Source organism: Actinokineospora sp. HUAS TT18 (genome assembly GCF_051364635.1).
Taxonomy (GTDB): Bacteria; Actinomycetota; Actinomycetes; order Mycobacteriales; family Pseudonocardiaceae; genus Actinokineospora.
Genome location: NZ_CP195645.1, coordinates 314,286 through 338,889 on the forward strand (window position 1 = coordinate 314,286; position 24,604 = coordinate 338,889).

Sequence of the window (24,604 nt, forward strand, 5' to 3'; positions counted from 1 at the left end):
AAGAGTGCGGTCATCGGCCGCGCTCTTGGTCCTGGGGACGGCGAGTTCAGCCGGTGGAAGCATCTGATTCGAGGAGTTCGGTGAATACCTCGCTGGGTTTGCGCCAGTGGTGGATCTTACGGGGGGCGGTCGTTGATCTTGGCGGCGATGGCTGTCATGTAGCGGGGATCGCTGGGGATGGTGACGCCTTTGGGAGGAACTCGCGGACGATGCGGTTGAGGTTTTCATTGTTGCCGCGTTCCCAGGGCGAGTGCGGGTGGGCGAAGAACACCGGCGACCCAGTCGCGGTGACCTCGGCGTGCAGGGCCATCTCCGAGCCGCAGTCCCAGGTCAACGAGCGTTTCAGCGCTGCCGGGAGCGGTCCGACGGCGGCGATGATGGCCTCGGTGACGGTCAGGGAGTCCCATCCGGTCAGCGGCACCAGGATCAGGAACCTGCTGGTCCGCTCGACCAGGGTGGCGACGGCGGTCTTGCCCGTTGCCGATCACGAGATCTCGTTCCTGCCCGGGCACCGCCCGGCCTAGGGCTTCGACGGGGTGTTCGTCGAGGTAGCGGGGCTCTTTGATCCGCGGAGCCGGAGCCGGAGCCGGAGCCGGGGCCGGGCGTGGCCCGGTCCGGGTGGTGCGACCGGTCCGCAGCGCGACCAGCTCGCGACGCAGTGTCGCGACCGGCTGGGCATAGACCCACTGGCAGATCGCTTCATGACTCACCCGGCAAGCATCCCGCAGCCCGAGCCTGTCACGATCTCTGTGTAATCCAGGGTGATTGTTACGTTTGTAGGTTATCCGCATTGTATGCGGCCTGGGAAGATGTTGATCAACGTGTTCAATGCCACTTTCAGCCGTGTGTTCCGGTCCCCGATTCGCCCCCTCGCCGGCTGGAGATGTTGCGGAGTCCGAGATGTAGGAGCTTCATCGCGGCGTCTTTGTCGGGAAGTGTCCGCGATTCTTGGTGATCTTCCGGAGTTGGAAGTTGATGGACCCGATTGCGTTCGTGGTGTAGACGATCCTGCATAGTTCCGGTGGATAGTCCAGAGATTGGATGAACTCGGTCCAGGCGTTGTGCCACATGTCGACCGCGCCTGGGTACCGCGCGCCGAACTGTGTGTCGAATGCGGCCAGGCCGAGCTCGGCGGCCTCCAGGGTGGGCGCGGTATAGATCTCTTTCATCGCCTTGACGATCTTCAGGCGGTCTCCGTAGGACACGAATCGCATCGTGTTGCGGATGACGTGGACCACGCAGGTCTGCACGACAGTTTCGAGGAAGACTGCGTGAATCGCGTCCGGCAGGCCGGTCAAGCCGTCGCAGCAGACGATCAAGATGCCGCGAACGCCGCGGTTTCGCAGGTCCGATAGGATCTTCTGCCAGAACTTGGCTCCCTCGGTGTCAGAGATCCAGCACCCGAGGGCATGTTGCTGCCGTCGACGTCGACGCCGATGGCCAGGTAGGCGACCTTGGTGGTGACGACGCCGTTGTCCTTGACACGGATCCGGATTCCGTCCGCATAGAGGATCGGATACACCTCGTCGAGAGGGCGCGATTGCCATGCTTTTATCTCGTCGACCACCACGTCGGTGACATTCGAGATCAGTTCCCGGGATGCGTTCACGCCATAAATTTCGAGCAGGTGCGCCTCGATATCCCGGGTGGTCATGCCCCGTGAATAAAACGACAGGATCATGTCGTCGATGTTGCGGATCCGCCGCGACCGTTTCGGCACGATAGTCGGCTCGAACGAGGCGTTCCGATCCCGCGGCACCTCAATCTCGACCGGGCCGTTCGTGGTCGACACCGTCTTCCTGGACTTCCATTGCGAGAATTGCCGGAACCATGCCCCGAAGGGTCTCCGGCGCCATAGCCCAGGTGGTCGGTCAACTCGGCCTGCAAGGCCCGCTCCAGCACCGCCTTGGTCATATGATTCAAGCAGACCATTCACGCCGTCGATCGGCGTCCCAGCGGCTTTCGCCGTCGATCGTGGCAGGCGAGAACGCCTCCGCGAGCCGTCGTCCGGCCGTCTCGTCATCCCGACGAGACGATGTGCCCTGCATCACCTGGTGTCCCTACCGACCGCCGAACCGGCGAGTCGATCTTGGTGCACCTCCGGCTTACACGGTTGCCGTGACACGCCCCCGCCTGCCTGCTTACCACACACTGATCACCGTAGCCCTTGGTTAATCTTCCCATCTGTCGTAAGAGGAATGGTCGACCAAGGGCTACACCTATGATCAATAGGGGCCGGCAACCAGCACCTGATGGTTAAAACTCAAGCTCGAGACTGCGTAGAGACAACCCGAGCAAGTCTCGCTCAACTTCAGCTAACGTCGTCCTGTTAGTCGAGAATCTCGCAGCTTATGAGCGTATCAGCGAGTTCGGGCAGTCGTACAGTGTCTCGATCTTCACCACAATCGAGGATATCGGCACCTGAGCCGCCCTCAAGATGGTCGGCTCCCGGACCTCCATAGAGCGTATTGTCGTAACTGTCACCAATAAGCGTATCGTCCCCCGGGCCGCCATGAAACTCGTTCACTCCGTAGCCAATCAGCGGAAGCATGGTTACCCGGAAATTATCATTTCCCGACCCTCCAATGACACGCTCAACAGAATCGGCTTCATTCCACTCTCCGCTGCTGCCGCTTTCACCCGAGAAATTCCCCATGGCTCGGACAGTTTGGGCACGACTCGAGTAGTCGATAGTGTCGAAACCTTCCATTCCGACGAAGTAGTCCGTTTCGTCTGCGTAGTAGCCTTCTTTGAAGACATCGTCGCCGCCCCACCCATAGAGACAGTCGCTTCCCTGACCACCCTCCATCCGGTCAGCCGCGCCATCCCGACCGGAAAGTCGGTCGCCAAACCCACTACCTCGCATAGCCTCAAACGAGGGATGAACATTGTCTGCATCAGCGCTGTCACGCACGCCGCAGAGGCCACCATCATTGGATCGACCGTCATTCGGAATTCCGTCCATACTGGCATAGACGCCTCGGCTGGATTGCTCGTACGTCAGCAGGTCAAAGCTGCCGCCCCCTCCCTGGATTGCCATCGCCGTTGCCGTCCCGGAGTAATGGGCTGAGCCAATATAAAGCGTATCGTCACCGGCGCCCATTTGGATGTAGCCACGCGCCCCGGGCACATTGAGACGAAAAATGTCGTTGCCTTGCCCCAAGTCGATGTTCAGCGGCTTCATCCCGCCACAATTGACCTGTGTTGACGAGACAGTCTGGCAGCCAGCGCCCGGATTGATCCCGAGACTGTCGTGTATCCGCAACGTGCCGTTGACGAACTCGATCGTACCACTATTCTTTTCATTACCTCCTCGGTACTGCAGGCCTGCAGCATCGACCCAAGCCGACACCGAAGTAACGGCAACAGCCATGGCAGGCGAGGCTAGAGCTGCGCCAATCGATATGAGGGTGCATCCAATCGCCACAGCCAGCCAGCGACGCAGCGCGTTCAGTCGAGTACCCAAGTGATCAAGCCTTTCCGTGCTCTGCTCTGATGTCTGGTACTACGCCTCCCAACACGTCAACGGATCCGATTCCACTCTCTGTAACTACACCAACTCACACCGTTCGAGTTCCTTTGGCGAGGAGGGTGATCGGCGTGCTGCTGCTCGGGATAGCCGGTGTCGATCGCGGGCCCGCTCCGCTGTCGCCGGCCATGAGCGGGGGCCTACCTTGATCGACGCCTGCGGGCGAGAACGTCGGCTGGTGACTCGCACCCGCGAACGCTTCGCTGCGGTGCACGAGCTGCGCGCCCGAGGTAGGGTCGCTGGGCGCGATCAGCCGCCAACTCGGCTTGAACCACACCCTGAACCGTAAGGAAGGCGATCTGATTGTGGGCACCCGCAGCGAGAGCGCGATCGTGACCCTGGTCGAACGCCACACCCGATACGTCATGCTCGGACACCTGCCCGGCGGACACACCGCCGAGGAGATCCGCGACGTGCTGGTGCCGTTGATCCAGACCCTGCCCGGACACCTACGAGGCTCACTGACCTGGGACCAGGGCTGCGAGATGGCCGCGCACAAACAGTTCTCCGTGGCCACCGGAGTGCCGGTCTACTTCTGCGACCCGCACTCACCATGGCAACGCGGCAGCAACGAGAACACCTAGTGGTACAGAGTTGGCGGTGCTGGGGCCTCTTCGACGGGAGGGGCTCCGGTTGGGTTGCTGGGTGACTCGGAGAACACGTGCCGTGAGGCCTTCCGTTGATTTGTCCACAGCAGCCCGCAGGGCGAGCGCCCTGGCCGGGAGTGACTTGATAGAAGCCTGCTGAGCCGTCAACTCGCACTAGGTCTGTCCCCTGGCCAGGGCGCTCGTGTCTGTCCCGTCATCCACGACACAGACAACGAGGACAAACCTGATGGTGACAGTCGGAGTGGACCCGCACAAACACGTCCACGTCGCGGTCGCCGTCGACGCCAGAGGCAAACGCATCGGCAAGCCGCTGACTGTCGGCAACGATCCGTCGGTGATCACCGCGCTGCTCAAGTGGATCCGGGCGATCGCGGGCAGCGAACCGGTCACCTGGGCCATCGAGGACGGCCGCGGGTTCGCCCGCCGCCTGGCCGACGGCCTGCTACTTGCCGGACACGACGTGGTCTGGGTCCCCACCAGACTGATGGCCGCTCACCGCGAACTCCACGCCACCACCGGGGCCAAATCCGACCCCATCGACGCCACGGCGGTCACCCACGCTGCCATCGCCACCCCAGGCCTGGACCGGCACCGCATCGACGAACGCGTGCGCGAGCTGCGCATCCTCGTCGACTACCGCGCCGACCTCATCAAACGCCGCACCATGGCGATCAACCAGCTCAAAGGACGACTGCACGTCTGGCTCGACCACACCCCCGGCGACCTGGCCCGCGCCAGAAACCTCACCTCGGTCACGGCACTGCTGAACACAACCGCGGTGAGCACGCACGTCCGCCAGGCACTCACCGACATGATCACCGAGATCGGCGACATCAACCAACGCGTCCACGACCTCGACACCACCATCAGGCAACTCGTCACACCGCTGGCGCCCACCCCGCTGCAGATCACCGGGATCAGCCACAACTCCGCCGCGGTCCTCGTCGCCGAGATCGGCGACATCGCCCGCTTCACCACCTCAGCCAAGCTCGCCCGCTACACCGGATGCGCACCCATCCCCGTCTACTCCTCCGACAAGGAACGCCACCGCCTACATCGAGGCGGCAACCGGCGACTCAACAGCGTTCTCTACACCGCCGCGATCGTCCAGAAACGCTTCCACCCAGACGCGCGACACCTACTCGACCGCCACGAACCCGCCAAAGGCGCCCGCGGCGCCCGCCGCATCCTCCAACGCCACCTCATCGACGTCATCCACCGGGCGATGACAACCGACCACACGACCTGGAACCACCACATCACCCGCCACCCGCACACGGAGTTGACATAGAAGCATCAACGGACTGCTACGCCAGTACTTCCCCAAGGGCACCGACCTATCTGTCCACACCGCCGAAGACCTCGAACACGTCGCCCAGCAACTCAACGGCCGACCACGCAAAACGCTCGGCTGGAAACCCAGCCGAGCGTCTGCGTGATCTACTGACAACCACGTAAGCCATCAGGTGTTGCGAGGACCCGAGAATCCGCCCTCAAGACCTGGCGCGTCCTGCGCAAACTCCGCTGCTGCCCCCGCCGCACCGGCCGAATCGCGAAAGCCATCCACGTCCTACAGAACTACGAGATCACCGCAGGATGAAAAGGGCTCACTGTGCGTTGACGAGCCTGCGCGAGTCGGCCGGTCACGCATCGCCAGATCGCGGGGGACTCGCCAATTACCAGCGGACCGTTCGAGTAGCCGCGCGCGTAAAACCTCGGATGCCCCGCCCCGGCCAGGGGAGCTCGAGTCGACGTTCCAGATAACACCATGTGGGGATCTCCGAATTCCATCCCGGTCGGCACTTGAGTGGATGTCGTTTGTCGTTCGCCCGGACACCGGGACAGGAGGGGCATTTCGAATCAGCGTAGCTAAAATAGGTGGAAGCGCCATATCTTGGTGAAGTTAATCCATTGCGTTCGCGGTAGTGGTCGCCCATGGCCGACGTGGGCTGCGCAGGTTCGGTGCGGTGTGTGTTTGTGCTGGTGGTGGTGGGTGTCTTGCGTGGCTGTGGGTGGCTGCAAGGCGGTCGATAGTGTGCTGACAGGTCCTTCTTCCACGCTCGCGTGAGCGTCGAGGAGATGAGGAGGCGGCGGGTCTTCCGGCACGGGCTGTCGGTTTCCGCCGGTGGCCATGTTGACTGATCAGGTTAGGTCGTTGGGGCATCGTTTCGGTTGTGGTGAGGCTGGGGCGCTTGAGGAGATCCACGATACTTTCGGGGGTCGGATGTTTGGGGTGGCTTATCGGATCCTGGGGGATCGTGATTTGGCGGCCGATGCGGTTCAGCAGGCCCTTCTGCAGGCGTGGCGGGCGTCGGGTACTTTTGATGTCGAGCGTCCGTTGGAGCCGTGGTTGTTTTCTGTGACTCGTCGCGCCGCGATTGATGTGTATCGTAGGCAGCGGGGTCGGGAGAATGTGGTCAGTATTGATTCGTTGGCTTCGGATAGTCTTCCTTCGGTTGAGGGGCACAGTCCTGAGCGGGCGTGGATGGCGTGGCAGGTCAGGGCTGCGGTTGAGCGGTTGTCGGTTTCTGATCGGGCGATCATCAAGTCGATTTATTTTGATGATCTGACTCAACGTGAGGCGGCCGAGTTGTTGGGGATTCCGATTGGTACGGTCAAGTCCAGGTTGTTTCGCGCGCAGCGCAAGCTGACTGAGGTTTTGGCGCATTTGCGGGACTCTGCGTGACCGGGAGTGGGCGTCGAGGTTCCGGGGCGGATGACGGCCTCACAGAAAGGAACTGTGGACCGACATCGCGTCGAACGTGCCCGCCTCGATGACCGCTCGGTCTGTGGCGAGACGGGGGAGTACTTCGGCGGCGAAGAACGCCGCGGAGGCGATCTTGCCCTGGTAGTAGGCGGCATCTGCCGGGCCGGTCCCAGTGTCCAATCTAGACTGGGAGACACGGGCCTGGCGGGTGAGCAGCCAGCCGACCAGCAGATCACCGAACGCTAGCAGGAAACGGCGAGCGTGCTGACCGACAAGGTGCACGCGCTCAGGTACCGTCTGGCCGTTCAATAGTAGGCGGGCGAGTGCCTGCAGCATTGTCTCCAGGTGTTCGACGGCCACAGTGAGCGCGGTTCCCTCAGTGCCGCCCGCTGTATCGGCGAACCCGCGGATTTGTCCAATCAGCTTGGCGAAAGACGTGCCGCCATCCCGAATGATCTTGCGGAAGACCAGGTCGAGAGCTTGGATCGCGGTCGTTCCTTCGTACAGCGTGTCGATCTTCGAATCGCGCACGTACTGCTCTGCCGGGTAGTCGATGAGAAAGCCGGAACCACCGAAGGTCTGCAGTGTCTCCTGGCTGAGGATCTCATATGCTCGTTCCGAGCAGTAACCCTTCACAACTGGCAGGAGGAGGTCGTTGGCGGCGCGAAAGGCCGCAGCGGCTTCATCATCGCCTCGGTCGCGGTGCAGGTCGGCCCGGTCGAGTTCGGCGGCAGCGTGCAGGACGAGGGCGCGCATGCCCTCCGCGTGGCACTTCTGGACCAAGAGCGAGCGACGCACGTCGGCGTGGTCGATGATGGGTACCCGTGGCGCTGTGTTTCCGGGCGCGTCCAGGCTCGCCCCCTGTACCCGTGTCTTGGCGTACGCCAGCGCGTTCAGGTACCCGGTCGAAAGTGTTGCCATCGCCTTGGTACCGACCATCATGCGGGCCCGTTCGATGATCAGGAACATCTGCCGGATGCCGTCGTGGGTGTCGCCCACCAGCCAGCCGACAGCCGGGCCATGCTCGCCGAACGTCAGCTCGCAGGTGCTCGATCCCTTCAGGCCCATCTTGTCTTCCAGGGCGGTGGCCACGACACCGTTGCGCTTGAGCAGCTCACCGGTTTCGTGGTCGAACAGGTGCTTCGGCACGATGAACATCGATAGGCCCTTGGTTCCAGGTCCGCCGTGCCCTGGAACCCCGATTGGCCGCGCGAGGACGTAATGGATGATGTTGTCTGCGAGGTCATGCTCACCTGAGGTAATGAACCGCTTGACACCCTCGATATGCCAGGTCCCGTCCTGCTGCGGATAAGCCTTGGTGGTTGCCATACCTACGTCCGAGCCCGCGTCAGGCTCGGTGAGAACCATGGTGGCGCCCCATCCGCGGTCAACGAAGATCTGCGCCCATCTGCGTTGCATGGAATTGCCGATCTTGTGCAGGATGCCCGCGAAGCCCGCACCTGTCGTGTACATCCACATCGCGGGATTGGCGCCTAGCAGAAGTTCAGAAGTCGCCCACCAGAGCACCCGTGGGACCGGACTGCCGCCCAGTTCCTGCGGCACATCCATGCGCCAGAACCCCGACGACTCGTACGCGCGGTACGCGCGACGCAGGGCCGGCGGAACGGTGACCGATCGGGATCCGAGGTCGTAAACCGGGGGAGTCCGGTCCGCTGCGGCGAAGCTAGGCGCGATTTCGACCCGGGCCAGCCGGTCGACCTCGTCGAGGATGTCGAAAGCGGTGTTCACGTCCAAGTCGGCGCTTGTCGCGAGGGCGTCAGCCAGCCCGCTGCCTTCCAACGCGAACTTGAGATCCCGAAGGTTGCTGCGGTAGTGGCTCATGGTTCTCCGCCCAGTCGACACGATGGTTCAGAAGAGGTACGACGGCGCGGTGATCACTGGTTCCCGGACGGCCCGGCTACCGCACGAACCGACGGGCCTCTAGCGGTGCACGAGCTGGTGCGTATGCGCCGGTGCGTACCTTCGTTTTCGGCGGCGCGCACGTGAGCCGAGCCGCAGTGGGCCTCGTCGGGGGCGATGTGCGCGGAATCACCGGAGTCGAGGCTCCGCGGACCTCCTGGAATCCGTATGTGTGTGGGATCCGTTTCTTGGTGATTGGAGGACGTTAATGCGCATTGGCCGTTTCGCAGTGGCCTGTGCGGCTGTCGCCGCAGTGGTCGTGCCCGTGCTGGGCAAGATGATCCCGGCTGGCGATGCCGTGGTGGTCGCGATCGCCGAGCACATCGAGCCGGGCGGCAACCCTTGCCCCGTATGCTGGGGCGGGTCCACGGCCCCGTAGACCGGGGACATGGTTCGGGCTGACGGAGGGGTGGTCATTAGTCCCTCCGTCAGTAGATCATTCCCGAGTCAGATCTCCGAGATGTGACTGCCATCCCGCGTTTCAATGGCCATTTCTCAAACCTAATGCTGACTGTCCATCAGCTACTGTCTCTTGTGGTTGGACGCATATCCCACAGGAGCTTGGTTTCGAGCGACGGGCAGACCAGTGCAGTCCCGCCCGCACCGGGCACTGCTATGCGGTGATGCCCAACCAATCGATCCTGCCCACGGAGCCCAAAGCGGTGTCCGACACCTCCAGCGACCACGTGCCCGTCAGCGCAGTGCCCGAGCGGACGATCTTGGCGAGGTCTGTGTTCAGACGAAAGTCCGCGGTCCGGTCGTACGGATTCGGGTAGTGAAGAGTGTATTTGGCGCCGTCCGGCGCGGTCAGGCTGATCAGTAGGTCCGCGCGGCGCTGGTGGACTATGACGACGTCGAGTACGGCCGTCGTGCCGGGCGTGCCCACTGTGCCGGATGCCTCGGCAGGCACCCGTACGGAGCTCCGGGTGTACGTCGCCGGCTGGTTGTCCGGAATCGGGAAGTCGGTGTCGTTTCGATACAGTATCGGAGACTTGGGCGCCGGCGACGGGGTTGCTTCGACGCTCGAGGTAGGCGAGGGTGTGGTCGCGGACGAGGTGACCGGCGGGTGGGTCGACAGGTGTGCCGTCCCCTGCGAACGCGATGGGCTCGCGGCTGTAGCGGTGACCGAGGTGGATCGGATCGAGGACGTGGGCTCGACTGCTGTGGCCGCCGCCGAAGTGGCGGAAGTGGGTGTCGTAGCGGGAGGAGTCGGCTGGGCTATACCGCGTGTGGGCCAGGTTCGCGGGACCACCAGGAGCACAGCAAGGACCCCAGTGACGGCCAGCAGCCAGGGCAGGGCGGAGTCGCCCCGCCGTTTGGCCGCCACTGTGGAAGTGGTGAGGTTGTGTCCGGCCACGATGTCAGGTGGCCTCGGTGTCGTATGCGGTGCGCCCGGTGCATGACCGGAGGCTGCGGGCAAGGCTCCCCGACTGGGAAGTAGATCGGTATCACCGCCACGTGAGAGGAGCGCCGTGAGTTGCCCGGCGAGCTCAGGCACCGACGGGCGATCGGCGGGATCTGTCGCCAGGCAGCGCGTGGTGAGCTCGCGCAGTTCGCTCGACCAGTGCCGTGGAAGCTCGACTTCCCGTGCGTCGAGCCGAGCCTGAATCGCGGTCACCGACCGATTGTCGTGCAGCCGTGTGCCGACAAGGCACTCGTAGATAAGCAGACCGATCCCGTAGACATCGGAGGCCGTCGTGGCATCGTCGCGCAGCAGTTCTGGGGCGAGATAGCTCGGTGTGCCGAGGAGGATCCCGGTTCCGGTGTGCCGGGGTGCTCCCGCCAGCAGGGCGATGCCGAAATCCACAAGCCGTGCGCGAGTCCAGGTGTCGTGCAGCGGATCGGCGCCGTCGGGTACCTCTAGTAGCAGATTGTCTGGCTTGAGGTCGCGGTGCACCACGCCGCAGGCGTGGGCGTGTGCCAACGCGGCGCACACCTGCAGGGCCAGACGTAACACCTCGGCTTCTGGAAGAGGTCCGCGACTCGAGATCTCCCTGGACAGCGTGCGTCCCCGAACCAGATCCATCACCAGGACGGGTCTTCCTTCATGGGACAGTACCGCGCGGACGTTAACGATGTTGGCGTGGTCGAGTCGCATCAACACGGCGAACTCGCTGAGGAAGCGCCCGACTTCCGCGGCGTCGGCCCCGTACTCGGGATGCATGACCTTCAGCGCCACCTGCTCGCCTGCCGGGCTCTCGGCCCGCCAAACCACCCCGAAACCGCCGCGTCCGAGCTGCTCTCGCAACACGTAGCCGCCCACCACCGCATCCATCAGCGCCCTTCACCATTCCTCGACCGTGGTTCGAATCCCGGGCGACGACACCCGGGTTCTCCTGACGTACGCGCGAATGTCCGCGATCCGATCCCTACGGTTGCCAACGACACAACGAGCGGCGCCTCGCGACGTTGAGGATGCGACAGACCGTCGGACCAGACGTTCCTCGCCGCAGCAAACTCGAGGCACACCGCCGCAGATCCGCGAGGCGCGTCGGGGTCAGGATGCCAACGGCCGTGATCAAGGCTCGCTCATCAGTACGTCGTGGCCGATGAGAGCCTCACACGGCTACGAGAACCACCTGCATAACCGAAGTGGATTGATCGTCCCCAGGCGGGAGTGCCACGGCTTGGATCAGTGGGGCACGGACGACTCAGGGCATGGGCGCCGCCGAACCGATCACGCCACTGGGGGTTGTGGTTGTTGGTGGAGTGGTGGGCGACGAGGTCGGTCCGGCGCAGAGGTTCCCCGGGTTCGCAGCCGTGGGAGTGGCGGGTGACAACGAGGTCGTCGGGGCTGGTTCACAGGTCGGCGTTGTGCTCGAAGGTGGCGTGGTCGGTGGGGTGCTCGACGATGACGGCTGCGGGGCCGTGCTGGTTGTCGTTGTCGAGGTCGCAGGCGGGAGCGCGGTCAAGGATGGCGCAGCAGCCGTGGACGTGTTGCCTGCGGGCGGGGCAGCCGGGCTCGTGGTCGCGGGTGTGGCGGTGGAGGGCGGGGTGATCGCGCTTTGTGAAGGAGGGTTCGGCGCCGTGGCGGCGAGCTGCTCGATCTTGCCGACCGGCGTTGTCGACACAGGATGCACGCCGCGAGCGTAGGCGTCAGCCCAGTGCAGGACCGTGCGCACGTAGCTGTCGGAGTGGTTATAGCGCCACACCGCTGTTCGTCGCTGCACTGCGTTGGCCATGTCCATCCCGCCTGAGCACAGGTACTTCGCCGCACCGGCGGTCGCGTCGAAGACGTTGTTCGGATTGGCGTCGCCATCACCGTTGCCGTCGGAGGCATAGCTCTTCCACGTCGACGGAATGAACTGCATCGGACCCACGGCCCGATCCCAACGGTTGTCGCCGTCGTAACGGCCGCCGTCGGTGTCGGTGATCGCGGCGAATCCGCCGCCGTTGAGCACCGGCCCCAAGATTGACGCAACGGTGTCGCCTTGTGCGTTCACGCGACCGCCGCGGGCGTGGTTGGACTCGATGCGGCCGATCGAGGCCAGCAGCGACCACTCCATGTGGCAGCCTGGGGCAACAGTGTTTGACGTCTGCGTAGCGCGCATATAGGCGTGGAGCATCGTGCCGGGGATGCCTAGCGAACCTGGCGGGATCGTGCCGGCGCTCGCCGGGGAACGGACGAGCGCATCGGACGCCGAGCCATGACTCACGCCTGGAGATCCGTCGGCGCCTACCTCTGCAGGATCGGTGAGGCCGACCAGTTCGCTACCCACCTCCCTGCCCGGCCGCTCATCGGGCATCGTGACTGGTGAACCACCCAGACCATCTCCAATGACGCCCGCCAACATCAGGGCAGCCAGTGCTACGAGCGCCACCGCGCGTCGCAGATTCCTGGGGAACACCAAGTACTCCATTCTATTTCTTCGCAGAAGGCGTTATTCAGCTAGGGAGGGCCGTCGCGTGAGACGAGGACATGCGGAACGCCCGCCGACGGATCCCGCTAGATTCATCTGGCGGGTGGGGATTGGAGAGTCATGGACTCGCCGGTCTGTGGGCCCCGGCCAATGGCGAGGCAAGCGCTTCACACGCGCCCTTCCTCACGGCGGTTTGGCGACGGGCCCGGCGGTGGCTGTGATGTGTTCATTGCCTGACTCTTCCAGGAGCCGCTCGGTCGACGGGGATAGCCAATCCGGCACCGGACCGAGCCGCCCGCGATCACTGATGGGAGTCCGTTATAGACACTCCGGGAGGTGGTCTCCCTGGTGTGGAATGTCAAACCGTCCGTCATCCGCGGCACCGCTGACCGATGGTTCGTTCATTGGCGATTCCGCGGCAGAGCAGTGGTGGAGTGGTTTCGTCGCCGAAAGTCACCGGGAATCAACACGCGGAGTGTGCCAGTGCGCGACCCTCGACTGTGAGTCGTCTGTCTCAGACGGATGTTTCTGCGGCCCGGCAACGCGTAACCGTCGAGTGCTATCACCGCTGGCTCCACTGATCCGGCCGCTGATGTGAAGGCGACGGTGTCGGGGGCTCATCCTTCATGATGCCCGCGTGGCCGCCCAATGCTCGACTTGGTACGTCGCGTAACCGTTTATTGATCGCGAACCTGCGGCCCGGCATGATCCACCTCCTAGGATCCCTGTCGCTCCGACTACTACGCGACCTGTCGCCATCCGGGTTCCGTCACTCGGTGCGTGCGAACCGAACGTGATGCATCGCCGTAATACCCAGCGACCGGGAACCGAGAGGTGAGGCGATGCATATGAAGGCCGGACGAAGCATGTTGCGGACCAGGGCGATCTCGAGGACGTGGCCGGTGGCACTCGTCTGCGCATTCGCGGTGGGTTGCGCGTCCGAGCAGCCTCCTCCGGCGCCGGAGGAGGTGCTTGTACCGCCCGGCACGTACAGCGAACTGCCGTCCCGACCGATCCCGGCCGTTGGGGTGAGCAAGGTCGCGGGGCGTGACATCGTTGTGTCCGCAGAGGGATTCCCGCTGTATACCTACGACAAGGACACCGCCAACCCCGCGGGTTCAGCCTGCGAGGGCGAGTGTGTGACCCGGTGGCCGCCCGCCGTCGCGGACGACGGGATGCCCATCGCGATGTCGGGAATCGATCCGAGTTCGCTGGGCGTGCTGGTCAGGGCGGACGGGAAGAAGCAGATCACTCTCGCCGGTCGCCCGTTGTACCGTTTCGTTGGCGACAGCAACCCCTCAGAAATCAACGGCGACGGTGTCGACGGGCAGTGGCACGTGGCAACGGCCAAGTAGGGTGAGAACCAGTGTGAGTGGCTTGTCTCGGCTCTACCCTTCCCTATCCTCTCACTCCCGCGTGTCTTGTATCCACGCTGTACGACAAGTGATTGTGTCGCCCGCCGCTGTTGCCTGGAGCACATCGTCCTGAATAGGAACTGAATTGGCTCCGGAGGCGTACTCCGGGTGGAGGCACCGTCGGGAGCGAGACCCTGAACTCGGTCCTCGCGGTCGGCCGCACGTCTCGACGCCCCGTGCGGTGCGCCTGCGCGGTGCCTCCGCCATCTTCGTGCCCCAATACGACAACAAGGGCTGCAATGTGAGGTCGGCTTCTGATAGCTGATCTCGCGTGTCGGTGGAGCTGGTGACGCGGTAGTGGTCGGCGGGGCTCGAGGGCGTTGCTAGGGGCTGCTCGCGGGGCAGATTTTCTCGGGTGGAGTTGCGGCTGGCGTCGGATGCGTTGGTATGTCAGGGGTTTGCTCGCGAGGTGAAGCGGAAGATCGGATGGACGCTGGCCGAATCCCCCGGTGAATCCGGGCTGGAGGGCATGTAGCGGTTGCTCAACTTCGAGCCGCGACGACGCGGTGAACGCGCAAGCCATCAACGGCCGGACAGGCGATGTCGGCTTGCGGGGGCACGGCGTTGGTCGCCCCCCCGCTTATCCCACGTGGGAATGGATCACACAGACTGCGAGGTGTCGTGATCGGCATCGGCGACGTGGGTGCTGGTCGTGTGAGATGACGTAGCCAATTTCGGCCCCGGTTCCCAGCGCGCTGCGCGGATGTCCCAGTAGTAAGTGGGTGGAACCCGCTGAGGCTCGTCAGTGACGGAGCGCGCGTGTCCGAGAGATGTCGGATGCGGTCGGGCGCGGTTCTCGGCCATGGACCCTCCACTTTGAGTTAGACGGACAGCTACCATCGTTGCTTACTCGTGCTATTTGCGCCGCGGCGTTGCTGTCACCGGTGTACGGATTTCCATGTGCCAGGTCGCCGCGTTTCCACTCGAAGGTCCAGCTCATAGATCACGGACGTTGCTGAACCGCCGTACTGGGCGAACAAGTGCGCGTTTCGGTAGCCCGCGCGCTCGTAGAACCGCTGAGCGTCACGTTGGGTGGTACCGACTTTCAATTGCAGGTGGACCCATCCCCGATAGAGGGCGACACCTTCCAGGGCACGCAGCACAGTCATGGCCGCACCGCCGCCGCGACAGTCAGGTTCGACGTACATCCACTCGATCTCCGCCGAGCGGGCACTCAATGCGCGCAATCCGCCGCAAGCGACGGCGCGCCCGTCAGCGGCGACGGCGACAACGAAGTGATCAACGTCCGCAGCGGAAGTGCGGGGACCGTGTGGGTGGTCGTCGCAATTGACGTCGGCGTGTAGCTCGGACTGCTGCTTCGCGCGCAGCTGAAGCCCTTCGGCATCATCCCACGGCCGTGTTTCGACCGTCCAGGCCATGTGATCCCCTTTCCGGCCCAGTCGTCGGTTGGGTCAGTACAGTGTGTAGTGATCGCCTTGCGGCGGCCATTCACATCACTCTCATGACATCCCACGCCCTTCCGGATAGCGCGATGGCGGTTGGTGCATCGTGGTCGCTCAAGCCGATTGCCGCCTGCGATGCCGCCATCCTCGGCATGGGTGTGCACACGGCGGGGGCCTGTGGGCGGTCGAGTAGCTGAGGTCGCGGTATCCGATGTCGCGCCTGTATACAGGCTGCCGGGAGGCCAAGTGCGCGGCCGGCCAACCACAGGCCCACTACCGCCGCCGCGCCAAGAAACGCGCCTCCGGCCACTGTCGGCCACGGCATCCAGACCACACCTGGCACTGATCACCAACCGGTCAGGTCCCGCATACTGCGGCGGTGGCACGAGACTCGGCCGGGCCAGGCTGTGTTGGATCAGCTGGGCGATCCAGACCGAGTCGGAGACGTGATGCTGGCGTTCTGCTGTAACGGGCTCGATGTTCCACAGTCCCACAACGTCCCTGGGCCGACAGCCCACCAATCTCAGCCGTCATAGCGGGCACTCAGCGGGTATCCCGCTGTGAAACGAGCTCTTTCGACCCGGACCCGGGGACTCGACTTGACACCGAGCGCGTCCGCCCGATCTTGAGCGTGCGCCGATGCGTCTCGGCCTGATGTGCTGACGGTCACGTCGGCGACATGGAGATCAACTGGAACCGTCGGGCACCCGTTGGTCGTAACTGAAGTGAGGACTCCTGGTGGTGGATCTGGATCAGCGCCTTCACCAGGTGCGCGTGAGCAGCGGCGACCCCCAGGCCCGCTTGCGCGCGGGGCCCCGTCCGCAGGATGCGATCCCGACGGACGGGGCCCACTTAATCGGCTGGCCGCCACGAGTGTGCATTCGACGTCAGCTATCAGGCGGGCCCGGGTCCTGCTCCGTTGGACATCTGTGGGCGAGGTGGTGGATCCGGCAGAGGTGGTCGCTGAGCCCCGGTGCTGGTCATGGAACCTCAGCACCCACGGCATCGCCTCGCCGTAGGAGACCTTCTCACCTGCCGAGGCATTCGCCTTGGCTCAGCGCCTGGAGATCCACCACGCCCCGAACTCGTGACCAAGCCTGCCCTTGGGAGGTTGTCGATCCACTTCTGCCGGCGATTCCCCCGTGCTCATCGACAGTCCGGAACATCAGCGCCACATCCGCCGGCTACGCCTCTGCGCTACTTCAACGCGGAGTCGATCGCTACAAGCGCGAAAGCGATGGTCGCGTTGGGAGACATGGCAGCGCCCTCGGCGGTCGCTGCGGCGTAAGCTGACTGCCCGAGAGAGTTACTGAGTACGTCGGACGCAGACCCCATGCTGTCCGCGTCCTCTCCGTAAGCGGCTGTGTCAGCCGCGCGCAACGCTCCGAGCAGGACAGCGGCTTCGCGTTGTGCGCCAACTCGGACAAGCAACTGGACTAGGTTCCGCAGTGTGGTCCACTGATGGTGCCAAACCTGCATCAGATACCAGCCTTTCACGCTGCGACGAAACGCACGCAGTGCGTCGGCGGTGTTTCCGGAGCGAGCGAGCAGTGCGGCGAGCCCCACGAGTGAAGTGTTCGCGGCGAATGTACTGTTTACCGACTCCGCGAGAGTGATCGCGGACTCGTAGCGTTCTCGAGCCTCATCTGGATCGATATGCGCCAGCGCCTCTGCCTGGCTGTAGAGTGCCCAGGCCATGAGGCTCGGGTTGCCAACCGACTTCGCGACCTCGAAACTTTCATCCGCGCTGCGCAGACCGCCCTCGGCGTCGCCTGCATAGGTTCTTGCCAAGCCTTGGTACACCAGTGCCTCCGACGTATACCAATCGTCATAGTCAAGTCGAGCGAGTCGTAGCTGTTCACCTGCCGAGGTGAAACAATCATCGAGGCGTCCCTCGTAAAGCGCGACTGCGGTCATGACTTTCAACACGGGTACACGGAGAGGGTTTCCTGGATCGTCCACACGGGCAAGCGCCTGTTCGGCCAGTGTGACCGCATTCGCGATTTCACCTCGCAGAGTGAGTCCCTCGCCCACTGCCCCGCACACCATGAAGTAGAGGGGATGAGATTCAGCTTGGGGTAGATCGAGGGCCGCTTGGCCCCATGTCACCACCTCGTCCCGAAACTGAAGCATCGCGAAGTGATAAAGGCCAGCCGAAAGTCTCAAGGCGAGGTCTGTGTCGGCCTTTTCCACGGCCCACTTGTGGGCTGCGCGCAGATTCTCGAAATCCGCATTGAGGATGGACGTCCAACGCTCCTCGTTCGGTCCGCGCATTTCGCGGCTGGCTTCCTCGGCCAGGGCGACGTAGTAAGCGGCGTGAGACCTGCGTACGTCGTCGAGCTCACCTCGTCGTTCCAGCAGCTCGCGACCGTAGTCGCGGAGCGTCTCCAACATCGAGTAGCGAACCTGGCCCGCCGTTGATCCTGCGACGATGAGCGAGTTGTCCACCAACGTCGCGAGCAAGTCAACGAGGGCCTCGTGCGTGCACGCCTGTTCGGCTGCGGCCAGTGTGAACCCGCCGGCGAATAGGGACAGCCGGGCAAACAGCCGTTGCTCGGCCGGACTCAGCAGAGCATAAGACCAATCCACCACAGCCCTGAGCGTTCGATGGCGGGCAACCGCTGTCGTCCTCGTTGTTGTCAGCAGTCTGAAACGGTCTGCCAGCCGTGCAGCGAGATCTACCGGATTGAGCGATCGCATCCACGCGGCTGCCAACTCGATGGCAAGCGGCAGGCCGTCGAGTTTTCGACATACTTCTGCTATGAGCTCGAGATTCTCGGGGTTGAGATCAAGATCGGGTCGTACAGCCTGTGCTCGGTCGATAAACAGGCGCACCGCAGAAGAATCAGTCAGGTCGGCGCCTTCCTCGCTCTTGGGCAAGGTGAGCGGTGCCGTCGGCCGGATACATTCTCCGGTCACGCCGAGTCCGATTCTGCTGGTGGCAAGCAGAGTCACTTGCGGGCAATGTCTAACCACCGATTCCAGCAGTCCGGCGACTTCCCCCACGAGGTGTTCGCAGTTGTCAACGACAAGCAGCAACTTTCTCATCGCGAGAAATGAGAGCAGTGATTCCTCGACGGTCCGACCGGGCTGCGGGCGTGCGCCCACTGCCGCCGCGAGCGCATGGACCATCGCCGCGCCGTCCGCTACCGGGGCCAACTCGCACCACCACACGCCGTCCGGGTACTCGGTGGACATCTGTGCAGCGCAATGCAAGGCCAGTCGGGTCTTGCCGACGCCGCCGACCCCCGTCAGCGTGACAAGACGACAGTCCCGTAGTGACGCGACTACGGCAATCGCGTCACGCTCACGTCCCACCAGACTGGAGACCTCGGCAGGAAGACCGCCAAGACTGCGGATCGGCATCAACGGCCGCTCCAGCAGGTGGGACCCCGCGGACTGAGGAGGTGTCCAGTTGAGCCCTTCGTCCTGGCGGAGGATGGTCGTCTCAAGAGTCCGGAGGGCGACGGATGGCTCAACACCCAGATCCTCGTCAAGCCGGCTTCGAAACGCACGGAATGCCGCCAGCGCTTCGGCATGTCGTCCGCACCGATAGAGGGCAAGCATCAGCTGGGCCCGCGGCCGCTCACGCAAGGGGTACTCGGAGGCGTAGGCGTCGATGGCGCCAACCAGCTCGGCGTGTCTGCCGAGAGCAAGCCCGGCATCGAATCGTTCTTCGATCGCGGTCAGTCGCAACTCGTCCAGCCGGGTGGCCTCAGATCGAGCGAATTCGCTGTCCGCGAACTCGGCATAGGCGGCCCCACGCCAAAGCGCCAGCGCCTCATCAAGCTGCTCCTGGGCCGCGTACGGGTCCCGAGCAACGACTGCCTTCGATTCGTCGAGCAATTGCTCGAACCGGTCTGCATCGAGTTGTTCGGGGTTAATCTGCAGTAGGTATCCGGGAGGCCTGGTGATCAGTACCTCATCGCCATCCGTGTGTAGAAGACTACGCAAACGTGATACGTAGGTGTGCAGTGACGGCAACGCCGTCGACGGCGGATCGTCCCCCCAGATTGCCGAGATCAGACGATCGCTCGACATCACCGCGCCGCGGTGAACCAACAGCGCGGTCAGCAGCTGCCGCAACCGCTTGCTGCCGATCGCAATCTGTTGCTTGGCGCTATGGACCTTGAGTGGTCCCAGTATCCCGAACTCCATGCCAGCAGCTCACCTTACCGACTAGTCGTGCTTCCGGTCCCAGCTGCAACTGAGCCGCAGTCGAGCTGCAAGGCAGCTCCGCCATCGTCACACCTACAACGGATAGGAGGCAAGGCGACAATGAGTTCCGCAGAGATGCCGGCCGCCACGGAGCCGGCTCAGTCAGACGTCGAGGCTTTCGTGGGTCGTGTCATGGGCGACACCAGCGCATGGATGGTTACGACCATGGCGATGATCGGTGATCGCCTGGGGCTTTGGCAAGCGCTCGCCGACTCCCGCCCCGTGACAAGTGGGCAGCTGGCCGAACGGACGGGCACAAGTGAGCGATACGTGAGGGAATGGTTGTCGTCGATGGCCTCACACGGCTACTTGACCTACGACACCAGCACCGAGATGTTCGCTCTGCCTGCCGCGCACGTGCCGGTGCTGGCTACTGAGGGTCCCGCCTTCTTCGGGGGTTTCCATCACGCGCTCTACGGTCTGACCAGCACTCTCGACCAGGTTGTAGAGGTGTTCCGGCACGGGGGCGGCGTTCCACTCAGCGCCTACAATGACGACTGGTGGCAGGGCTTTGAGCGGTTCACCAGTGCTTGGTTCGATCACCTCCTGCCCGAGGTGTGGTTGCCTGCAATGGCGGATGTGCACACGGCGCTTCAGCGGGGCGCAGACGTTGCTGATGTGGGCTGCGGTCGAGGTCGGGCACTGATCCAGCTCGCGCGGACGTACCCCGCTGGTCGCTACGTCGGTTACGACATCCATCCGGAGTCGATCGCCGCCGCACAAGCCAGCGCGGAAGCTGCGGGAGTCGCCGACCGGGTCAGATTCGAGTGTCGCGACGTCGCAACCGGCATTCCGGGTGACTACGACATCATCACCACCTTCGACGTGATCCACGACGCCGCCGACCCGCTCGCGATCTTGAAGACGATCCGCGGCGCGTTGCGGCGCGACGGGCACTACGTGTGCTTGGACGTGAACGCGAGCCACAGGCTGCAGGACAACGCGGGCCCCCTCGGTGCCTACTTCTATGGCGTCAGTGTTCTATTTTGCCTCACCACGTCGCTGGCTCAAGGCGGGGCAGGGCTGGGCACCTGCGGATTCAATGAGCACACGGCCCGTCAGATGTGCGCGGAAGCGGGCTTCGGCGCAGTGCGCAGGGTCGAGATGGAAAACCCATTCAACATCCTTTACGACATTACCATCTGAGGAAGGCTCAGACACTCCGATGCCCGCACCTTTGTCCACGCCGTCAGTGGAGGTCTCCGAACTCGGCACTGTCCTCGGTATATGGGCGCATCCCGATGACGAGGTGTTTCTGTCAGGTGGTTTGATGGCGGCCGCCCGGGACGCTGGTCAACGAGTGGTATGCGTAACGGCCACGCGCGGGGAACTCGGAACGCCTGATCCGATTACCTGGCCCCCTCCGCTACTCGCCGAGGTGAGGGCTCTGGAGCAGCAGACTTCCCTCGCGATCTTGGGAGTGACTGAGCACCACCAACTCGGCATTCCCGATGGCGCCTGTGCAAACTGGCCGCACGATGCTGTTGTCGACCGGCTAATCAAGATCATGACGGACGTACGGCCGGATACGATCATCACCTTCGGGCCAGACGGCTTCACGGGTCACAGCGACCATCAGAAGGTGTCGGAGTGGGCTACCGAGGCACGCGCGAGAGGGGCCGCCCGTACTCGGCTGCTCTATGCGACAACTAGTGCTGAGTTCCTCGACGAATGGCAGCACGTCTACGACCGTGTCGATGTCTTTCTTGTCGAGGGGTTGCCCGCGCGTATTCCGTCGAACAAGTTGAGCGTGCAAGTGCGGCTTGAAGGTGAATCTGCGGATCGAAAGCTGAAGGCGCTGCAGGCGCAGGTCTCTCAGACCGAAGGTCTGCTCGCGCTCCTTGGCGCGGAAACCGTGCGGGACTGGTGTTCTATCGAGTCGTTCATCGATGCCGAGGCTTCCAGCGGCTTTAGGGCTGAGCAGGCTTGGAGTCCGGGGCAAGCGGTGTGAAGGCCAGGGTCGCGGTCGATGGCGAGAATTCGAATTCGGACTGGCGTGGATAGGGTCATGCCGCAACTGGTGGCCGTGCAAATAGTGCAGTAATGGATCGAGGTTTGATCAGTTCGCCGGAATGGCGCATGGTCCGCCAATGGTTTCATTCTGGGCAAACGATCACTATCTCCTCGCGGCGAGATGTACGAGAGTGCAAATTGTTCAACCGCGGCTGGTCGGGATTTGGACCTACCGTTTATTCAGGGTATTTCGCCTGCAAGAGATGGAGCATGGTGGATCAAGGTGACAGCGTCCGTCGAACGGACCAATGCCCGTGCTGCGGCCGCATGGTCGATGCGGTCGACGACCGGCACGGACGGCACCTGAGAATGGTCGAGCAACTGCTGGAGGGAGCGGACTGGGACACAGCGACACGCGTCATTGGTTGCGCTCGTGAGTCGTGTGTGCGAGACGGCCATGGTGCCGACTGCGCGTGCGAGATCGAGGTGCTCGCCGCGCGTGTTCAGTTCGGAAAAGGAGAGTACAAGGCAGCAAAGGACCGTCTAACCGCCCTAATGGCCTCGGCGCGAGTACGGGCCGCAGCCTCAGCGGACGACATAACCGTCGCACTGATCGCCAACGAGCTCGGCGTAGTCTGCAAAACGGCAGGCTGGCTCGATGACGCACACAGATACTACACCGTGGCCTCTGCGGTGTTTCGGCGCAATGGTCAGACCGACGAGTGGGCATCCGTTCTGCACAACCTCGCTGCGCTGAGGAGCTTGCAGGGGCGGCCACTCGACGGTGTGGAACTCGCTCGTGAGGGCATACGAGTTCGCATTGGGTTGCACGGCCCAGCCAGCGTTCTCGTGGCGTCGGACCGGTCGAACCTCGCCGGTCTGCTGCACCGCGCGGGGTTGGTTGACGAGGCGGCCGCCGAACTCGCCATGGCGCTGGACTTGTTCGAGAGCGCTTACGGGCGCCTCCATCTGGATGTCGCTGTCTGCCTGAGCGGGTTGGCGTCGCTGGCGGCGGATCAAGGTGAATACGAAGACGCGGAGATGCTGTACCGCGAATCCATCGAAATCAAGAGCGTTAACAATGGGGCGCGACATCCGGAAACGCTCGTGACGCGATACAATCTCGGCAAGCTTCTAGCGGAATCAGGGAGACCCGCTGAGGCGGCCGACGAGCTGCGGGATGTCGTATCAGGGCTTGAAGGTGTCGTCTCCGACGACCACATTGTCCTCGTTCGAGCACGGCGGCTGTTGTCCGACTGATGTGGTCGTGTGTTACTTACACAATGGCAATTGGCCATTCGCTGAGTCAGTGCGGAGTCTGCAAAACGTTTCCAGGCCGTCTTGACAGCCCTCTTGGGCTGGCCGTACTGCGAAAGATCACCACGTAGAACACGGTCTAAGTACGGACCGGTACGGGGTATTCTGAGCAAGCTCACGCGGAACCTGATCCGCCAATAGCCGATGCGTCAGCGACGCGGCATTGGCTGTTCGCGACGGTCGAAACGGATGCCTGCCGTCGGTGTGGCGATTGCCGGATTGGCCAGATGCTGTCGAGTCGTCGGCGATCACCCGGAGATCCCGATCCGGTCTGCGAATAGGCTGGCAGCTACCAGACTGGAGAGCCTAGGTACGCGTTCCTGTGGCTGTCAGACACGTCCGCCGATCTCGCTCACGCCGCAGCACCGACCGTCGGTCGTGTTGACCACGACGATCGGATAGTCCGTTGATGTACCGCCGCGCACACGCCGCCAGTGGGATCGAACAGTAGCGCGACTGACTCGCTTGAACGGGCGTCCCATGTGAGCGGCCAGGACACCACCACATGGGCGCCGTCAGGCGCACACGAACCACGTCTGAGCCCAGACATGCTCGTGGTTGTCAAGTGGGCACCCCGCCTGCCCCCGTGCCGGGCTGCCCAATGGCACGCGCATCCGAGGACAGCCCAACTGAGCGCTGTCAGGGTGTCCGTGCTCGACTGTAGCCTCTCCGTGCCGGGCCACCAGACGCCAGCGACAGTGAGCCCATCGGGCATAGCTTTGAACCTGACGCCCATCCCCCCGTCACTCGCGACTCCGCAAGCGAAGCAATATGGGGCGGGGTGATCCTCCGAGCCTGCCGGACTAGCAGTGAGAGTGTCTTCCAGCGCAGGCACAATCGGCGGCTGGTAGCGCTCGATCAAGTCCGCTGTCAGGAGCGTTCTGCGAGCCGCGACGTGCCAGCGACCAGCGTGTTGATAGGACAAGACAGAGCGATCGGATGTGATCGCCAACGGCGAATGGTTTCTGACCTCGTCGACGAACTCCACTGTTGAGGCTTGGTCGCCTGCCAAGAGACCGGCGAGGTATCCGCTGTGGAGCCGATTCGCCACCGCGCAGAGTCGTTTGTCCACTTGAAGGATTGATCTTGTTGTCATAGCCGCCGCCCCGCTGACGCGATTGGTAGTTGGAATACGGAGAAGGCCGGACCTAGGTTCCGTGGTCATCAGTGGTGACGGACTCGCGCACCCCGACGGCTCGCCGATGTGCGGGTGGGGAGGAGCGTGGTGCGCACACCGATGGGGGATGAAGGCCGCAGGACATGCACCAGCGACATGTGCGCGATGCCGCAGCGGTGGCCGATCGCCGCCAGCCGCCTGCGGCGACCACGTTGAACGAAACCCAAGGCGCCGCTCTCGGTGTCGATCCGCGGCCGAGCAAGTCGTCGTGGTGATAGCGGCCAAGGTGAAGATTGGGCGTGGGATGGATGGATGACCTGGCGTGCGGTCTGGGCCAACCGGCGCTGTGCACGAAGCCTCTCTAATTAGTAGGCCGTGTAGTGACAACCGCGATGCAGAACCGATGAACCTCGCGCAGCCGTACCAGGGGTCGTAGTCCACAACTCAATGGAGGAAGTTTGCGTACCTCAGCATTGGCCGCTACCGCGTTTGTGGCAGCGCTCGTACTCAGCCCGGCTGCCTCAGCCGCCACTGCCGCGCCTGATCACGACGCTCGA

The 24,604-nt window shown here is 63.5% G+C and carries 12 protein-coding genes and 5 pseudogenes; 9 read left to right on the forward strand and 8 right to left on the reverse strand.

The window, feature by feature from the left end; genetic code table 11:
* Nucleotides 1-46: 46 nt before the first annotated feature.
* From ACSHT8_RS01555 to ACSHT8_RS01565, 3 genes and pseudogenes are all read right to left on the reverse strand, one after another.
* Nucleotides 47-719 (reverse strand): annotated as a pseudogene (locus tag ACSHT8_RS01555) (IS30 family transposase); the annotation flags it as partial.
* Between the two features lie 192 nt (nucleotides 720-911).
* A pseudogene (locus ACSHT8_RS01560) lies at nucleotides 912-1,932 on the reverse strand (IS256 family transposase).
* Nucleotides 1,933-2,329: 397 nt separating this feature from the next.
* Nucleotides 2,330-3,373, reverse strand: coding sequence for a hypothetical protein (locus tag ACSHT8_RS01565; protein WP_436496947.1), 1,044 nt, complete (start codon nucleotides 3,371-3,373; stop codon nucleotides 2,330-2,332).
* A gap of 446 nt (nucleotides 3,374-3,819) precedes the next feature.
* Between ACSHT8_RS01565 and ACSHT8_RS01570 the strand changes: the two are divergent.
* From ACSHT8_RS01570 to ACSHT8_RS01590, 5 genes and pseudogenes are all read left to right on the forward strand, one after another.
* Nucleotides 3,820-4,110 (forward strand): annotated as a pseudogene (locus ACSHT8_RS01570) (IS30 family transposase); the annotation flags it as partial.
* Nucleotides 4,111-4,363: 253 nt separating this feature from the next.
* Nucleotides 4,364-5,428 (forward strand): IS110 family transposase, encoded by a 1,065-nt coding sequence (locus tag ACSHT8_RS01575; RefSeq protein ID WP_436496949.1) that lies wholly within the window; start codon nucleotides 4,364-4,366, stop codon nucleotides 5,426-5,428.
* Nucleotides 5,424-5,595: pseudogene (locus tag ACSHT8_RS01580) on the forward strand (IS30 family transposase); the annotation flags it as partial. The gene ACSHT8_RS01575 and the pseudogene ACSHT8_RS01580, both read left to right, overlap by 5 nt.
* 31 nt (nucleotides 5,596-5,626) lie before the next feature.
* A pseudogene (locus ACSHT8_RS01585) lies at nucleotides 5,627-5,737 on the forward strand (IS5/IS1182 family transposase); the annotation flags it as partial.
* 531 nt (nucleotides 5,738-6,268) lie between these two features.
* Nucleotides 6,269-6,823 carry an RNA polymerase sigma factor gene (locus ACSHT8_RS01590; protein WP_436501967.1) on the forward strand — a complete coding sequence of 185 codons (555 nt, stop codon included), beginning with the start codon at nucleotides 6,269-6,271 and terminating at the stop codon, nucleotides 6,821-6,823.
* A gap of 39 nt (nucleotides 6,824-6,862) precedes the next feature.
* On the opposite strand, the gene ACSHT8_RS01595 is transcribed toward ACSHT8_RS01590, so the two are convergent.
* The 3 genes from ACSHT8_RS01595 to ACSHT8_RS01605 form a co-directional block, all read right to left on the reverse strand.
* Entirely contained in the window at nucleotides 6,863-8,686 is a 1,824-nt protein-coding gene (locus ACSHT8_RS01595) for an acyl-CoA dehydrogenase (RefSeq protein WP_436496951.1), read from the reverse strand.
* A 691-nt stretch (nucleotides 8,687-9,377) separates the two neighbouring features.
* Nucleotides 9,378-11,039: a protein kinase domain-containing protein gene (locus ACSHT8_RS01600; RefSeq protein ID WP_436496953.1), complete on the reverse strand. Its 1,662-nt coding sequence runs from the start codon at nucleotides 11,037-11,039 to the stop codon at nucleotides 9,378-9,380.
* 376 nt (nucleotides 11,040-11,415) lie between these two features.
* Nucleotides 11,416-12,624 carry a lytic murein transglycosylase gene (locus tag ACSHT8_RS01605; RefSeq protein ID WP_436496955.1) on the reverse strand — a complete coding sequence of 403 codons (1,209 nt, stop codon included), beginning with the start codon at nucleotides 12,622-12,624 and terminating at the stop codon, nucleotides 11,416-11,418.
* Nucleotides 12,625-13,526: 902 nt separating this feature from the next.
* Here ACSHT8_RS01605 and ACSHT8_RS01610 point away from each other — a divergent pair.
* Entirely contained in the window at nucleotides 13,527-13,979 is a 453-nt protein-coding gene (locus ACSHT8_RS01610; RefSeq protein ID WP_436496957.1) for a COG4315 family predicted lipoprotein, read from the forward strand.
* Between the two features lie 938 nt (nucleotides 13,980-14,917).
* On the opposite strand, the gene ACSHT8_RS01615 is transcribed toward ACSHT8_RS01610, so the two are convergent.
* Both ACSHT8_RS01615 and ACSHT8_RS01620 read right to left on the reverse strand, forming a co-directional pair.
* Complete coding sequence (locus ACSHT8_RS01615) at nucleotides 14,918-15,418, reverse strand: GNAT family N-acetyltransferase (protein ID WP_436496959.1); 501 nt, start codon at nucleotides 15,416-15,418, stop codon at nucleotides 14,918-14,920.
* A gap of 1,221 nt (nucleotides 15,419-16,639) precedes the next feature.
* Nucleotides 16,640-19,600, reverse strand: a complete 2,961-nt coding sequence (locus ACSHT8_RS01620) for an AfsR/SARP family transcriptional regulator (RefSeq protein ID WP_436496961.1) — start codon at nucleotides 19,598-19,600, stop codon at nucleotides 16,640-16,642.
* 120 nt (nucleotides 19,601-19,720) lie between these two features.
* On the opposite strand from ACSHT8_RS01620, the gene ACSHT8_RS01625 reads away from it, so the two are divergent.
* The 3 genes from ACSHT8_RS01625 (at nucleotide 19,721) to ACSHT8_RS01635 (ending at nucleotide 22,873) form a co-directional block, all read left to right on the forward strand.
* Nucleotides 19,721-20,806 (forward strand): methyltransferase domain-containing protein, encoded by a 1,086-nt coding sequence (locus ACSHT8_RS01625; RefSeq protein ID WP_436496963.1) that lies wholly within the window; start codon nucleotides 19,721-19,723, stop codon nucleotides 20,804-20,806.
* A 19-nt stretch (nucleotides 20,807-20,825) separates the two neighbouring features.
* Nucleotides 20,826-21,611, forward strand: a complete 786-nt coding sequence (locus ACSHT8_RS01630) for a PIG-L deacetylase family protein (protein ID WP_436496965.1) — start codon at nucleotides 20,826-20,828, stop codon at nucleotides 21,609-21,611.
* A gap of 329 nt (nucleotides 21,612-21,940) precedes the next feature.
* The gene (locus ACSHT8_RS01635) at nucleotides 21,941-22,873 is read left to right on the forward strand and encodes a tetratricopeptide repeat protein (RefSeq protein WP_436496967.1); all 933 of its coding nucleotides are present in this window, start codon (nucleotides 21,941-21,943) and stop codon (nucleotides 22,871-22,873) included.
* The last annotated feature ends 1,731 nt before the right edge of the window (nucleotides 22,874-24,604 follow it).